The sequence below is a fragment of the Planococcus sp. SE5232 genome, from assembly GCF_050686535.1.
Taxonomy (GTDB): domain Bacteria; phylum Bacillota; class Bacilli; order Bacillales_A; family Planococcaceae; genus Planococcus.
In genome coordinates this window covers 1,505,217-1,521,105 of sequence record NZ_JBOGCP010000001.1, presented here as the reverse complement: position 1 = coordinate 1,521,105, position 15,889 = coordinate 1,505,217, and the positions used below count along the sequence as shown (strand labels likewise).

The following is a 15,889-nucleotide window of genomic DNA, read 5'->3' as shown; positions in this document are numbered from 1 at the left end:
CTATTAATGGCATTCCCCATTTTTGGGTATGAAAAAACACGCAAAATTAAATTTTGCGTGCATCTTCATCAGTTAAAGTCCGGATCACGTAATGCAACGCCAATTTGACGGCACGCAAACGATTGGTATTGCGCATTCCTGACAACTGGAGACGATAAGATTGAGATCCTTCATCCGCAGCAATTCCGATCCATACAGTCCCTGCCGGCTGATCGCCATGAGCATCGGGACCTGCTGCACCTGTCAATGAAACGCTGATATCAGTTTTGAACTTATCCTTCACAGCTTCTGCCATCGCCAGTGCTGTTTGTTCACTGACCACTCCATACTCCGCCAGTAACTCAGAAGACAGGCCAAGCTGATGAACCTTCATTTCCTCGTTATAGGTAATGACACCACCTGCCAGAACGGCGCTTGCTCCTGGAACAGAAGCCAGTTCAGACTGAAACAGGCCAGCTGTCAAACTTTCCGCTGCTGAAATCGTTTTGCCTTGTTCTTTTAACAGCTCAATCGTTTTGGAAGCCAAGGAATCATTGTCATAGCCATAAAGATAATCGCCTACTAAACCCAAAATTTCGTCTTTGGCGCCATTGATCAATTGCCAAGCTTCTTCTGTCGTATTGGTTTTAGCTGTAATGCGCAGCGTCACTTCGCCATCAGCAGCCAAAGGGGCGATGGTTGGATTGGTCTGCTTGTCGAGAATATGGTGCAGCCGGTCTTCAAGCTCCGCTTCGCCAATACCGTAAAAACGCAAAACGTGCGAAAGGATGACATCCGCTTTATTCAATAAATGTGCCAGTTTCGGTTTCGCCTCAAATTGGAACATCGGCTCCATTTCTTTTGGCGGACCGGGCAGCAGTATGTAGACACGTTCATCTTTTTTATACATCATACCCGGGGCCATTCCATTATGGTTGACGAGGACATCACTGTTTTTCAGCACTAGTGCCTGTTTTTTATTGTTTTCAGTCATCGGACGTCCTGCGCGCTCAAAAAAAGCGACAATCGAATCCAGTGCTTCCTGGTTACTTTCAAGTGTCGTATCCAGATGGCGAGCAATGGATTCTTTCGTCAAATCGTCTTTTGTCGGCCCTAGCCCTCCAGTGAACAGGATCAAGTCAGCACGGCTTTCCGCAATCGTTATCGCACCCTCCAGTCGGTCGGCATTGTCTCCCACCACAGTATGGTAGTAAACATTGATGCCAAGCTCTGCCAAGTGATTGGATAGAAAACGGGCATTCGTATTTGTGATCTGTCCTAATAATAGTTCCGAACCTACCGCAATGATTTCTGCGTTCATTTGTTCAATCCCCTTTGTAAAAGCCTATTTTGAAGCCATTAATGCGCGGCGATTGGCATAGAAATAATCCCATCCAGACCAAACTGTAAAGATTAAGGCAATGTAGAGCATAATTTCGCCGAACGGTAATCCAACAAGAGTGAAAATAGTATTATGCAGCAACAATGCAGCAATCGCTAAAATTTGTGCAGTGGTCTTGATTTTGCCAAGGCCTCCGGCAGCAACGACTTCCCCTTCGCCTGCAAGGACTAAACGCAAGCCGGTAACCGCAAATTCACGGCTGATGATGATGATGACGATCCATGATGCTGCAAAGCCAAGCTCCACTAAAATAATTAATGCAGCTGAAACCAAGAGCTTATCAGCCAATGGATCTAAAAATTTCCCGAATGTTGTAACCAGATTGTATTTGCGGGCATAGTAACCATCGACCCAATCCGTCAAGGAAGCAAAGATAAAAATAAGTCCTCCGACAAAATGGGTGACAGGCATATCAGCTCCGAAAAGCCTCATTGTCCCCCAGTCAAAGCCGGCTAGCATGATCACCATAAATACTGGTATCAATAAAATCCTCGAAATGGTGATCTGATTTGGTATGTTCATTATTGTTTCTCCTTTCAAACTTTCAAGAAAAATAGCCATCCAAAGATGGCTATTCGGCGTCCGTAAATTGAATAACGATATTTTGGGGTTGAAGCTGTTGTGTATACTCGATCGGTTCACCATTCAACGTCAGTGCAATATTCGAATAGTCACCGATGCGCAAACGAACGGTTTCCACTTCCGATAAATCAATTGTTTCAGTTTCTTCGGCTTGCATAACACGCGCTTCAGAAGTCAGCTCGTTTTGGTTCTCGTCTGTGGCCGCAATCCAGGATGGACCGCTCGCAGCTATTTCAAGCTGACGCTCTGCGGGGCCCTGCCATGAAAAAGTCGTTGTTTCTCCTTGCGTCTCTTCTACAGACAGAACGGCTTCTGGTTCTGCAGGTTCTTCTGCAGGCTCCTCCACCGGTTCTTCTGCAGCTTCTTCTTCCCTGGGTTCCGGCACAGAAACAACAGGTTCTTCATACGGAACGCCATCTTCTTCCTCCACCGGAGTATTTGCCGTATCGATGTTTGTCGAGGCACTGTAAAAATACCAGGCGACAGCAAGAATCAGCACAATAAACAAGGCGACCAGAACTTTAGGGATAAATTCGGCATACGCTTCATTCGGAGCAGTTCTACTTACCGACCGGCTTCTGGAAGTTAGAGTACTCGGCATTTGTTTTTGAGCAGCAGGTTCGTTAGCCGGCATTTCAGTTTTGTACTGATCCAGTAATTCCTCGCCATTCAGCCCAACCGCTGCAGCGTACTGCTTGATAAAAGCGCGCACATAGAACGCTCCGGGCATCATGCTGTGGTTGCCATCTTCTATACCAGCCAAATACCGCTTCTGTATCTTAGTCAAGTCCTGTAAATCTTCCAAACTATATCCTTTGGCGATTCTGGCCTGTTTCAGCCGAGCACCCAACTCACTCAAAACGATCACCTGCCTACTTAGAAGTTGAATCCGTCTCCAAACATATCCCCTTGTGATTTTTCATCCATGAAAGTATTTTTTTCGAGCACTTCATAGGTGATTTTCTCTTCCGGATGGTGGCGTAATTCAATAATATAATCAAAATCATCAATACTGTACTCAGATTGCTCTACAAACTTATCGGGATGCTCCACAACTTTGATCGTTGGCATGCGCATCATCTCCCGCACCAATTGCATATGCCGTTCATCTGCCGAGCGGCGTGTAACGATGCCATCCAGGATGAAGATGTTGTTGGCATTGTGTTCGTCTCCCATCAACTGGTTGCGGACAGTCTGCTTAATCATCGTTGAGGACAGGAAAATCCATTTTTTATTGGCACTGACGCTTGCCGCTACAATCGATTCGGTTTTGCCGACACGTGGCATGCCTCTTAATCCAACAAGTTTATGGCCTTCCTGCTTAAAGATTTCTGCCATAAAATCAACAAGCAGACCCAATTCGTCCCGCACAAAGCGGAAGGTTTTGCGATCGTCAGCATCCCGCTGAATATACCGGCCATGCCGAACTGCCAGTATATCGCGCAGCTTCGGTTCACGGAACTTCGTCACGGCAATCGTTTCAATTGTTGAAAGGATCTGTTCAAAACGCTCCAGCTGGACATCGTGTTCTGCCCGCAGCAGCATTCCGCGTCGGCCCTGGTCCACGCCATTGATGGTCACGATGTTCACCCGCAGCATTCCCAGCAGAGAAGCGATATCGCCAAGCAGGCCCGGACGGTTGACTTGAATTTCGTATTCGAAATACCATTCTTTCATACACTATCCGACCTTTCTCCATATGGGTTCCCTTAAGGAATCTCTAGTTAATATGATAGCTGATTTGCCGCTGTTGGAAAAGGGGCATATAGATAGAGGAAAAGCTCTAAACTCCTCTTATATCAGCCATCCACCATTGATACGCAGTGTTTGGCCTGTCATATAGTCCGCTTTTCCACCGACCAGAAAATCGACAGCATCGGCTATGTCCTGGGGAGTTCCCAGTCCTAATGGAATTTCTTCTTCAATTTCCTCCAGCTCTTCCGCAGAAAAGGAGGCGTTCATCTTTGTCCGTATAAATCCGGGTGCTATAGCGTTCACACGCGTTCCGGATGGTGCCATCTCCTTGGCATAGGCTTTGACAAACGCCAATTGGGCACCTTTGACAGCCGAATACATGGTCTCCATGGAAGCCCCGGTCTCGCCCCATATAGAAGAAATAAAGACAACATAAGACTTCTGATGACGATGAAAAAATGGGGATATTGACCGGATTGCTGAAATCGGATTTTTTACGTGTACGCGCCACAACGCTTCCATATCCTGCTCAGTCGTGTCAATCAGCATCTTCTGCAGCGATTGGCCACTGGCAACGATGATGCAGCTTGCATCGTAAACATTTCCAGCAAGCCGCTGCGCTCCTGCTTCATCGGTAAAATCAGCCTGCACAGAGATGAATTCCTGCGCAGGGTATTGTTTCGCCAATTGCTGCGCAAGCGCCTCTGCCGGATTGGTGTTCCAGTGGAGGTAGAGGGACCAGCCGCTCTCCGCCAACTGCAATGCGATGCTTTCGCCAATCTCTCCCGAAGCCCCTAACAGGACAGCAAACCGTTTCACTGTGCATCCTTTGCCGGAGGCATGATGGTAAAGACGGATTGTTGGGATTCGTGGCTCACTAATGCAAATGCATTTTGCAGATCGGCCACTTCCAGACTTTCCAAAACAGGTACAACATCAAACAAATTCATTTCATTAAACGCATAATGAGTAAACTGGTTGGCGATATATTCCGGAGAATTCAACGCTCTCAGGAAAAAGCCGATTTTCTTGCGGCGGACCCGGTCAAGGTCTTCCTGTCCAAAAGGCCATTTTTCAATCGCATTTTGCAGTGTGTGTTTGATTTCCTTTATCAGGATTTCCGGTTTGTGGGTATCAGAGCCGATCAAAGCGTAACCAAAACCACTTTCCAGTGAATAGTCAAACGAATAGGATTCGTCGATCCAATCGTTTTCATAGGCGTGGTGATAAAAGTCAGATGTCCGGCCGAACAGCAATTCATAAGCTAATTGAGCAGCCAATTCATGCTTCAGCATATCCGGTCCGATCAGATCCAATTTCTCCGGTTTTACACCGTAGAACACTTTAGGCTTCTGGACACTCATTTCCAGCACGCGTTCCTTGATTGCTACTTCCTTGGGCTCATCAGGGTAAATGCGCTTGATTTCTGTCGGTTCCTCAAATGTTTTCTGCGCCTGGTCTTCCTTCACCAATTTCATCATTTGGTCCGGATCGACGTTGCCGACGATGAATAAAACCATGTTGGACGGATGGTAGAAAGTATTGTAGCACGTATATAGATGTTCTGCCGTAATGTCCTGGATCGACTCTACCGTTCCCGCAATATCGATTTTCACCGGGTGTTTCTCATAGAGATTTTCAATGATGCCGAAATACAGACGCCAATCCGGCTGGTCGTCATACATGGTGATTTCCTGCGCAATGATGCCTTTTTCCTTCTCGACGGTCTTTTCCGTGAAATAAGGGCTTTGGACAAAATCCAATAAGGTTTTAACGTTTTTATCGATTTCACCAGTTGCTGAGAATAAATAGGCCGTCCGCGTAAACGAAGTAAAGGCGTTTGCAGAAGCTCCCTGTTTGCTGAACTCCTGGAAAACATCCCCTTCTTCTTTTTCAAACATTTTATGCTCTAAAAAATGGGCGATGCCATCCGGTACTTTAATTGGTTCGGTTTCGCCTTGAGGCACAAAATGGTTATCGATCGAACCGTATTTGGTCGTGAAGGTCGCAAACGTTTTAGAAAATCCTTTTTTCGGCAAAATGTATACGTTCAGGCCATTGTCCAGCTTTTCATGAAAAAGCGTTTCTTCCAATTGGTCAAATTCAACTTTATGCATCTTTTTCGTCCTCCTTGCCTGATAGGAAATACGTCATTTCCAAAGACAGCTTCTGAGCTACAGCCGCAATGTCTTGTTTCGTCACATTTTTCCATCTGTTGATCATGAATTCGGGTTCAAATGAATCAGTCAATTCCATGTACTGGTCATAGATATCGATCTGGCCGCGAGCTGAATCCAAAGCTTCTTTTAGTTGATTCGTCAATAACGCTTTTGTCTGGTCAAGTTCGATATCGGAAATATTCCCTTTTTTGACTTCTTCCAATTGTTCCAAAATCAAGGCCACAGCTTTTTCTTCCAATTTCGAATCGATGCCAGCCAATACAAACATCAAACCGAATTGCGAAGCAAAAGAACTGGACACATAGTAGGCCATGCTTTCTTTTTCACGGATGTTCACAAACAGCTTCGAATGTGCGTAACCGCCAAAAACCCCATTCATCAACTGCATGACCGGGAATTTTTCGTCGCGGAATGTAATCGGTGTAAAGAATGCCATATGCAGCTTGCCTTGCTTCATGTCTTCGTATTCAAGGACATGTGATTGCGCAGGTTTAACCAATTCCAGTGGAGGCGCGGCAATTGCCTTTTCCCGATCTTTGAAGTGGAAGAAATCGCGGATATGTGAAGCGATCATCTCTGGCTTTACATCGCCCACTGCATAGATTTCAATTTCATTTTGTGTCAGCATTTCTTTGTATTCCGCAACCAATTGTTCATTGGTGACGTTTTCTACATCTTCAATTGTGCCGTTTGATGTAATGGAAGCCGGATGGTTGGGCAAGGCCAATTCCATCATACGCTGCTGGGCATAACGTGTTTTCTCATCAAAAACCGATTCGATACGCTGCACAATGGCATTTTTTTCCCGCACAAATATAGACTCTTTAAATAAACCATGTTCAAAATTAGGTTTGAACAGGACGATATACATCAAATTCAGCACTTTTTCAAGAACGCCTTTTTCCGAAAGATACTGATCATTCACCGTTTCAACATTCAATGTCACCACATGTTCATTGCCCCGTTTTGAAGAATCTATGTATAGAGACGTTCCATACAGGTCATCCAGTACCATACGGAGCGCAGTATGCGAAGGATATACCTCATTGCTATGCTGCAGTACGTTTGCCAGAATCGAGCGTGCTGACGCTTTTTCTTTGGTCAGTCTATCTTTGAATTTAATTGAAAAATTTATCGTTTTAAACTGTGTCGTTTCATTAACATGTACATTAACACCTTTGGCGATGTTGATTGTTTCAAACATTTGGAATCCCCTCTCGTCGTTCATGTACTAACTATACCGAACTTTTTCCGTTAATTGCAAATAAAGAAAAGCGAGAGCGGCCCGTTTAGATTTGACGGGTATAAGATGCATTGGCGAAGTGGCGCATTTTGCCACATAGCCAGGGGGCTTATGACCCTAGAATCTGGCCGCTGGAGCTGGACATAAAGAAAAGCGCAGGTGCCCGTTTTAGTCCCGACAAGCGCTGGAGGGCTTTCCGGTAATGGCGTTTTTTTGCCATTGGCGGAAAGTCCGAAGCGACCTCGAGGGACTGGGCACCGGAGCTGGACAATAGAAAAGCGAAAGCGGCCTGTTAAGCTCCGAAAGGCATAAGACGCACTGGCGAAGTGGCGTTCTTTGCCACGCAGCCAGGGAGGCTTATGACCCGAGGAGCTGGCCGCTGCAGCTGGACAACAGAAAAGCGAAAGCGATCGTCTAGCCCCGACAGGCATAAGACACTCTGGCTGTGCGGCATTTCTTCAGCCGCATTGCCAGAGAAACTGATGACCCCGAGGGGCTGTTCGCTGCAGCTGGACAACAGAAAAGCGAAAGCGATCGTCTAGCCCCGACAGGCATAAGGCACTCTGGCTGTGCGGCATTTCTTCAGCCGCATTGCCAGAGAAACTTATGACCCCGAGGGGCTGATCGCTGCAGCTGGACAACAGAAAAGCGAATGCCCCCACTCCCTTATGCAAACAAAAAGAGCCGTCGCAATGACGGCTCTTTCAAATAGCTTATCGTTGTCCTTTGATATATGGTTTTCCGTTTGCCAGCGGTGCATTTGCACGTCCAATAAATCCGGCGAGTGCAAAGATCGTCAAAACGTAAGGCAAAATCAATAGGAAAACGTTCGGAATCTCTTGGATATAAGGGATGGATGATCCGACGATACTCAAGGATTGTGCAAATCCGAAGAATAAGGCGGCTCCCATGGCGCCAAGCGGATGCCACTTACCAAAAATCATTGCTGCCAGCGCCATGAAGCCCTGGCCGTTGATTGTGGCATGCCCAAAATCATTGGTGATGGTCTGTGCATAGATCGCACCGCCGATTCCCGCTAACGCCCCGGAAATCATAACTGCGATATAACGCATTCTCGTTACGTTGATCCCCATCGTATCTGCAGCCATCGGGTGCTCACCTACAGCACGCAGGCGCAAGCCGAACGGCGTTTTGTAGATGATGAACCATGCTACAAAGGCAATGGCAATCGCGAAGAACGATGTGTTGTAAACAGAGGTGAAAAATAAAGGACCGATAACCGGTATGTCCGAAAGGAACGGAACATTGTAGCGCGAAAAGCGCTCGGTGATAAAATCTGTCTGCCCTTTGTCAAAAATTCTTTTCACCAGGTATAAAGATAGCGCAATCGCCAATAAGTTGATGGCAACACCGGATACCACCTGATCTGCACGGAATGAAATGGATGCAACAGCATGCAGTAAAGATAACAGCAATGCCGCAACCATAGCCGCGATCAATGATATCCAAGGAGTGGCTGCGCCGAAAGTATCGGCATACAATAAGTTGAACAAAATTCCGACAAATGCACCGATGACCATCAGCCCTTCAAGGCCGATGTTGACGACTCCCGATCTTTCCGAGAACACGCCGCCGATGGCTACCAAAATAAGGGGTGCAGCATAGAATATGGCTGAAGGAATGATGAAGTATAGGACGTCAAGGAAACTCATATTACTTCGCCTCCTTCTTCTTAGCTGAAGCACGGAGCAGCAGCAAGCGAATGATGTAGCCTGAAGCTACAAAAAAGATAATAACTGCTATAACGATTTCAACAATCTCGATTGGAATACCCGCAGCGTTCGGCATGTTCAAAGCTCCATATTTCAAGGAACCGAACAAAGTAGCACCGAAGATGACACCCAGCGGCGTATTCATGCCAAGCAAGGCAACCGCGATCCCGTCAAACCCGATTCCGGTGAATCCGCCTTTGGAAGAAACGTATTCAAACGTTCCAAGCGCTTCCATCGCGCCACCCAATCCGGCGAACGCACCTGAAATGACCATGGCGAGAATGATGTTTTTATTGACGTTCATGCCTGCATATTGCGAGGCGTTCTGGTTGAAGCCAACAGCTTTCAGCTCAAATCCAAGCGTTGTTTTCTCCAGGATGAACCACATAACACCGACCATGACCAAAGCAATGATGATTCCAAAATGCAGACGCGAAAATTCCGTCAAGTTCTCCAAGAACTCTGAGCGCAGGGAAGCACTTGCAAAAATGCTTTCTGTGCGGTCTCCGCCGTCAGAAACGGTCCGGATCAACGCATTCGTTACATGCAAAGCGATATAGTTCATCATGATGGTGACAATTACTTCATGAACATGGAACTTCGCTTTCAAAAGGCCTGGTACAAAGCCCCACAAAGCTCCCGCTACCGCTGCTGCGATAATGGCTAATGGCAAGTGGATGATTTTCGGCAATTCGACAGCTACTCCGACATACGCCGCAGCAAACCAGCCGACAATCAATTGCCCTTCCACCCCGATATTGAAAAGACCTGAACGGAACGCAAAAGCAACCGCTAGACCAGCTAATAAATAAGGGGTGATTTGGCGAATCGTTTCGCCAATCGTATACATGTCTCCAAAAATCCCGTTCCAAAGAGCAGCATAGCCTTCCACTGGACTATATCCACTGACCAGCATGATGACTGCACCGACCAATAGCCCTAAAATAACGGAAATGATGGGGACCAGAAGATTTGTCGCTCTATTCGACATGCTGATCCTCACCCTTCTTTGTCAAATCCTGTGTTTTTTTGTTGTCTGTGTGACCCGCCATCAGCAAGCCCAATTGCTGTTCGCTGGTGGTTTCCGGTGTCACGATATCCACAATTTCACCGTCATGGATTACCGCAATGCGGTCTGAAACGTTCATGACTTCGTCCAGTTCAAAAGAAATCAGCAGGACGGCCTTTCCGTTGTCGCGCTGTTCAATCAAACGGCTGTGGATGAACTCGATGGCTCCGACATCCAAGCCTCTTGTCGGCAATGCCGCAATCAACAGATCTGGATCCCGGTCAACTTCTCTGCCGATGATGGCTTTTTGCTGATTGCCCCCCGATAGTGAACGAGCCAATTCTCCTGGGCCTTGCGTCCGAACATCAAAATCTTTGATGATCTGTAATGCTTTTTCGTTTATTTTGTTGTAATCGATAATGCCAGATTTGGAAATTGGTTTTGTGTAATACGTTTGAAGGGAAATATTATGACCAACCGGAAAATCCAATACCAGGCCATGTTTATGGCGATCCTGTGGAATATGGCCAACTCCAGCTTCCGTCACTTTCCGAGGTTTCATATTGGTGACGTCTTTCCCATTTATAAAAATTGTGCCGCTCTTCACTTTACGGAGGCCGGTTATCGCCTCGATCAATTCGGATTGTCCGTTGCCATCAATTCCTGCAATTCCGACAATTTCACCTTTACGGACGTTCAAATTCAACCTTTTCACTTTCTCGATACCGCGGTAATCCTGGACCACCAGATCTTTAATATCCAAGATCTCTTCACCAGGGAATGCCTGTCCTTTAACCGTAGTGAATTCCACCTGGCGGCCGACCATCAATGACGCAAGGTCGTTCGGATTGGTTTCCGCTGTGATGACCGTGCCGATTCCCTGGCCTTTACGGATGACCGTCACCCGGTCAGAAACATCCATGATTTCCTTTAACTTATGCGTAATCAAAATAATGGACTTGCCTTCTGCAATCAACCGCTTCATGATTTGAATCAACTCTGTGATTTCCTGAGGGGTCAATGAAGCCGTCGGCTCGTCAAAAATCAAGATTTCAGCTCCACGGTACAAAGTCTTCAATATTTCGACACGCTGCTGCATCCCCACTGAAATGTCTTCAATGATGGCATAAGGATCAACATTCAATCCATACTGCTCAGACAGCGCCTGAACTTTTTTTGCAGCATCCTTTTTATTGGTGATACCGTACTTTGTTGGTTCACTGCCCAAAATGATGTTTTCAGTGACCGAAAAGTTTTCGACCAACATGAAATGCTGGTGAACCATCCCGATTCCAAGATCATTGGCAACATTCGGATTGGCAATATCGACTTTCTTGCCACGAACCCGGATTTCTCCGCCTTCCGGTTGGTACAAACCGAATAAGACGTTCATCAATGTCGATTTCCCTGCGCCATTTTCCCCTAATAATGCATGAATTTCTCCCTTTTGCAGTTGCAGTGTAATATTGTCGTTGGCGACAAATGTACCGAACTCTTTACGGATATTCAGCATTTCGATTACATACTCCACTATTGTCACTCCCCTAAGAACTGCTGACTTCTTGAAAATTAATTAATACAAGAAAGACTTCTGTTGCCAAAAGCCTTTCGTCTATTAATTTTCAGCCAATAGGCAAAAAAAAATCATAAAGACCGGTTAAACCGGTCCTTATGATGACCGTATTAGACTTGCTTTTACTCTACTGTTTCAGGAACAGTGATGTCGCCATCGATAACTTGTTGCTTGTATTCTTCGATTTGCGCCATCTTATCTTCAGGGATTGCTCCACGTGAATCTGCAAGGCCTACACCATCGTCAGATAAACCGTAAGTGATGGTTTCGCCGCCTGGGAATTCGCCTGCCATTGCCTGTTCAGAAATATTGATTACAGCTGTATCGACGCGCTTCAATACCGAAGTCAAGGTAACATTGGCATCGCCAGTTTGGCCTTCATCGTATTGGTCAGCATCGACACCGATAACCCAGATGTTTGCTTCCGGATCTGCTTCTTTACGTTCTTTTGCTTCAGTGAATACTCCGTTTCCAGTACCGCCTGCAGCGTGGAAAATGATATCCGCTCCAGCAGAGTACATACGGTTTGCAGTTGTTTTACCTAATTCCGCTTTATCAAAAGCCCCTGTGTATTGAACATCGACTTCAATTGAATCATCAACAGTCGCAACCCCTTCAAGGAATCCTGCTTCAAAACGCTCGATTACCGGAATTTCCATTCCGCCGACAAATCCGATTTTATTTGTTTCTGTCATTAGAGCTGCTGCTACACCCGCAAGGAATGCGCCTTCCTGCTCTTTAAACAGGACACTTGCAACGTTTGGAGCATCTACTACAGCATCAATGATCGCGATTTGAGCTTCAGGCTGCTGTTCAGCGATTTCAGCTACAGCACCTTCCATCAGGAATCCGATACCGAAAACAACATCAAAATCACGGCGAATCAAGTTGTTCAGGTTCGTGTTGTAATCCGCATCTGACGCAGATTGAAGGTAATCAAAGCCGCCATCGCCTTTTTCAAGGCCATTTTCTTCACCAAATTGCTGGATTCCTTCCCAAGCAGATTGGTTGAAGGATTTATCATCCACACCGCCGACATCTGTAACCATTGCAACAGAGAAATCAGAAGCTTCTTCTGTGCTTTCTCCCCCGCCAGTTTCGCCAGTTGACGTATCTTCTTCGCTTCCGCATGCAGCAAGCATAGTACCAGCAGCAAGCATCAATGATAAACCTAGACCAAATTTACGTTTTGTCAATGTAATAACCCCCAAGGTTTTTTTGATATTAGCAGGAATTTGATGTTTTACACGCGTTTGCGAACCACATGAAAGCTGAATTTATCAGCTCTGAAATAATTCTTTGAATAAAGCACCAATCGATCGTCTTCATCGTAATGGAGCTGTTTTAATACCAGTAATGCTGTTTCCGGTTCACATTCCAGGATTGGCGAAGCATCTTCATGATAGCCGGTCGGATCGATAAATGTCACCGCATAGGCAATATGAATATCCCCTGATTCTTCAATCGCTGTAAAAATGGAACTCTCCTTGCGCCCTAAAAAATCTGCAGGCAAATAATCTGAAGGCACCTTGTCGATACAGTAGACGACAGGCTCTCCGTTTGCCGTGCGGACGCGTTCAATAGTAATGACAGTATCATCGGCAGTGCAATGAAAGCGTTTTATATCTTCTTCAGACGAAAGGCTCTCCGACGTGCTCAAATAGATGGCACCGGGTTCCATTCCTGCCTGGCGGATCATGTCGGAAACGCTCGTCAATTGTTCAATTCCTGAAGAAAACAATGGTTTTGAGTTGACGAATGTCCCGACTCCGTGGCGTCTGACGATGATATTATCTTCTTCCAACAACCGAAGCGCTTCTCGTAAAGTCGCACGGCTGACTCCCAGTGTTTTCGATAATTCGAATTCGGACGGCAACTTCTCTTTTTCTTTGTAGACGCCCGCAGCAATATCCTGTTTCATCCGATCGATCACTTGAAGGTACAAAGCACGATGATCCGATTTAATTGTCATACGATTCACCACCCATGACAGAGATCAGACATCTGATGTAAAACATTCCTACTAATCAAAATTACTATACCACTTATCAGAAATGAAATAAATAGCAATTTGTCGAATTTAGCGAATTTTCGTTTCTTAATAATCTAAAATACTAATCATTTTGTCACAAAAAAACCCCAATTACTCAATAATCTTCCTGCTTTGGAACTAAGACAGTCCGTGGCTTACTGCCTTCATAAGGTCCAACCACTCCACGCTGCTCCATTTGGTCTATAATCCGGGCAGCCCGCGAATAGCCCACACGGAAGCGGCGTTGCAGCATTGAAACGGATGCCGTCTGCATTTCTGTAACCAATTGCACAGCTTCATCATAAATTTCATCTGTCTCTTCATCAATTTTGGTTTCATCAATTTCGCTAGGAATCATGTCTTCCTGGTATTGCGCTTTCTGCTGTTCGATTACAAAATCGACAATTTTTTCGACCTCTGAGTCGGAAAGGAATGCCCCTTGGACACGAACCGGTTTCGATTGGCCAGCTCCGAGGAACAACATATCCCCGCGGCCCAGTAATTTCTCAGCACCGCCCATATCCAGGATTGTCCGTGAATCGATGGATGACGATACGGCAAAGGAGATACGGGATGGGATATTGGCTTTGATGACGCCTGTAATGACGTTGACACTTGGACGCTGTGTAGCGATGATCAAATGGATTCCAGCTGCACGGGCCATCTGTGCCAAGCGTGTAATGGCATCTTCGACTTCGTTGGAAGCGACCATCATCAAATCAGCCAATTCATCGACGATCACGACGATAAATGGCAGTTTAGGGTGCTTGTCTACATTTTCTTCATTGAAGACGCGCACGTACTCGTTATAGCCTTCGATATTGCGCGTTCCGGTATGTGAAAACAACTCATATCTTCTTTCCATTTCCGAAACGATCTTCTTCAAAGCCTGTGCCGCTTTGCGCGGATCGGTTACAACCGGCGCCAGTAGATGCGGAATGCCGTTATAGACATTCAGTTCGACCATTTTCGGGTCGATCATCATCATTTTCACTTCATGCGGTTTGGCGCGCATGATGATGCTGGTGATGATGCCGTTGATGCAAACCGATTTCCCGCTGCCTGTCGAACCGGCAACCAGCAAATGCGGCATTTTGTTCAGTTCTGTCATCACTGCCTGGCCAGTCACATCTCTGCCCAGAGCAAATAGCAGCTTGGCATCCGGCCGGTTGTTTTCTTCTGATTCCAGTACTTCACGCAAACTGACGATGGAAACTTCCGTGTTGGGAACTTCGATGCCGATTGCTGACTTCCCTGGAATCGGTGCTTCAATGCGAATATCACGTGCTGCCAATGCCAGTGCCAAGTCGTCGTGCAGGCTGACAATTTTACTCACTTTGACACCGGTATCCGGCAGGACTTCATATTTGGTGACAGCTGGACCTAAATGGACCTGCGTCACTTTTGCTCGAACTCCAAAGCTTTGGAAGGTTTTTTCAAGCTTTTTGGCATTTTTCTGTATGCCTGAATACTCTCCGCTTTGGTCGTGATGCGGCGGCAGCGTCAATAGGCTGAGCGGAGGCAATTGGTATTCTTCATTCTCCAGCTCTTCTGCAGTCGACATCAATTGGATTTCTCCCGTTTCAGCTTCAGCGACAGGTTCCGGTTTGGCTTCTGCCTGCTTCGGTTTGACGTTTTCAGTAAACGCAGAAATAATCGGCTCTTCCTGCTTCGGCCGGTACAGTAAATCTTCTTCTTCATCTTCCTGTTCATAAGCCAATGACTCATTAATTTCCAGCACTTGCTCAGGTTCCGACTTCTTGCGGGGAGCGCGCAACTTTTTCGGCTGCTCCCGTTGAAAGCGGCTCATAAGCGAGTCGATTGCCGGACGTGCACTTGGTATTTTTTCAGCAATAAAAGGTGCTGCCGCTTTTCCAGTCAAGATAATCGCGCCAATGGACAGCAGGATGATTGCGACGACCCACGTACCGGCCGTATCGAACAAAACATGCAATAACGAATACAGAAAGGCACCAATGATGCCGCCTCCCGTAGCCAAATACGTGCTCCAGATCGTACCGGTCATCTGCGTATGGCGAATCGTCTCAGAAATGACATTGGACGAAGTGATCGGCAAAATGGAACCTGCTGCCCAAATTAAATGACAGATCAATAAGATCCCAATCAATACAAAGCTCGAGCCGATTGCCACTTTCGCCCTTGGTTTCGGCCAAGCCCGCTTGACCATCACGAAGATGGCTACGCAGATGAGTGTCAAGGGAATCAGAAAGGCCATATAGCCCGCTGTAAATTCCGCTATATTGTAGAACATCTTGCCAATGACACCCAGTTGGAACACCATCAATACGGATATTCCCAATAATACCAAGCCGATCACTTCATATGCGAGCATCGGCATCGGTTGCCTTTTCTTATTTTTTGGTTTTGTTTTTGGTTTTGCTTTTGTTCTCGCTTTGGGTTTTGCCTTCGTAGTTGTACGAGCCCTGGTCATAGCTATCCC

13 protein-coding genes are annotated in these 15,889 nt (G+C 46.3%); all 13 read right to left on the bottom strand.

Annotation, left to right across the window (positions count from 1 at the left end; translation table 11 throughout):
• Positions 1-46: 46 nt before the first annotated feature.
• The 13 genes from ACRC6Q_RS07100 to ACRC6Q_RS07040 all read right to left on the bottom strand — a co-directional run bounded on the left by ACRC6Q_RS07100 (position 47) and on the right by ACRC6Q_RS07040 (position 15,880).
• Entirely contained in the window at positions 47-1,300 is a 1,254-nt protein-coding gene (locus ACRC6Q_RS07100) for a competence/damage-inducible protein A (RefSeq protein ID WP_223633122.1), read from the bottom strand.
• A gap of 24 nt (positions 1,301-1,324) precedes the next feature.
• The gene (gene pgsA, locus ACRC6Q_RS07095; protein ID WP_223633125.1) at positions 1,325-1,903 is read right to left on the bottom strand and encodes a CDP-diacylglycerol--glycerol-3-phosphate 3-phosphatidyltransferase; all 579 of its coding nucleotides are present in this window, start codon (positions 1,901-1,903) and stop codon (positions 1,325-1,327) included.
• 49 nt (positions 1,904-1,952) lie between these two features.
• Positions 1,953-2,822 carry a helix-turn-helix domain-containing protein gene (locus ACRC6Q_RS07090; protein WP_223633128.1) on the bottom strand — a complete coding sequence of 290 codons (870 nt, stop codon included), beginning with the start codon at positions 2,820-2,822 and terminating at the stop codon, positions 1,953-1,955.
• A 17-nt stretch (positions 2,823-2,839) separates the two neighbouring features.
• On the bottom strand, positions 2,840-3,640 hold the full coding sequence (locus ACRC6Q_RS07085; protein WP_142826530.1) for a YmfK family protein: 801 nt from the start codon (positions 3,638-3,640) through the stop codon (positions 2,840-2,842).
• A gap of 117 nt (positions 3,641-3,757) precedes the next feature.
• Positions 3,758-4,477 (bottom strand): elongation factor P 5-aminopentanone reductase, encoded by a 720-nt coding sequence (ymfI, locus tag ACRC6Q_RS07080; RefSeq protein ID WP_431466115.1) that lies wholly within the window; start codon positions 4,475-4,477, stop codon positions 3,758-3,760.
• Positions 4,474-5,775, bottom strand: coding sequence for an EF-P 5-aminopentanol modification-associated protein YfmH (yfmH, locus tag ACRC6Q_RS07075; protein WP_431466114.1), 1,302 nt, complete (start codon positions 5,773-5,775; stop codon positions 4,474-4,476). The genes ymfI and yfmH overlap by 4 nt, the downstream gene beginning before the upstream one ends.
• Complete coding sequence (yfmF, locus tag ACRC6Q_RS07070; RefSeq protein ID WP_223633138.1) at positions 5,768-7,042, bottom strand: EF-P 5-aminopentanol modification-associated protein YfmF; 1,275 nt, start codon at positions 7,040-7,042, stop codon at positions 5,768-5,770. Before yfmF ends, yfmH begins: the two co-directional genes overlap by 8 nt.
• A 752-nt stretch (positions 7,043-7,794) precedes the next feature.
• Positions 7,795-8,754 (bottom strand): ABC transporter permease, encoded by a 960-nt coding sequence (locus tag ACRC6Q_RS07065; protein ID WP_223633141.1) that lies wholly within the window; start codon positions 8,752-8,754, stop codon positions 7,795-7,797.
• Position 8,755: 1 nt separating this feature from the next.
• Positions 8,756-9,805, bottom strand: a complete 1,050-nt coding sequence (locus tag ACRC6Q_RS07060) for an ABC transporter permease (protein WP_223633144.1) — start codon at positions 9,803-9,805, stop codon at positions 8,756-8,758.
• Positions 9,795-11,354: an ABC transporter ATP-binding protein gene (locus ACRC6Q_RS07055; RefSeq protein ID WP_223633147.1), complete on the bottom strand. Its 1,560-nt coding sequence runs from the start codon at positions 11,352-11,354 to the stop codon at positions 9,795-9,797. The genes ACRC6Q_RS07060 and ACRC6Q_RS07055 overlap by 11 nt, the downstream gene beginning before the upstream one ends.
• 164 nt (positions 11,355-11,518) lie before the next feature.
• Complete coding sequence (locus ACRC6Q_RS07050) at positions 11,519-12,592, bottom strand: BMP family lipoprotein (protein ID WP_298828406.1); 1,074 nt, start codon at positions 12,590-12,592, stop codon at positions 11,519-11,521.
• 47 nt (positions 12,593-12,639) lie between these two features.
• The gene (locus tag ACRC6Q_RS07045) at positions 12,640-13,368 is read right to left on the bottom strand and encodes a GntR family transcriptional regulator (RefSeq protein WP_223633153.1); all 729 of its coding nucleotides are present in this window, start codon (positions 13,366-13,368) and stop codon (positions 12,640-12,642) included.
• 175 nt (positions 13,369-13,543) lie between these two features.
• Positions 13,544-15,880: a DNA translocase FtsK gene (locus ACRC6Q_RS07040; RefSeq protein WP_431466113.1), complete on the bottom strand. Its 2,337-nt coding sequence runs from the start codon at positions 15,878-15,880 to the stop codon at positions 13,544-13,546.
• Between the last annotated feature and the right edge of the window lie 9 nt (positions 15,881-15,889).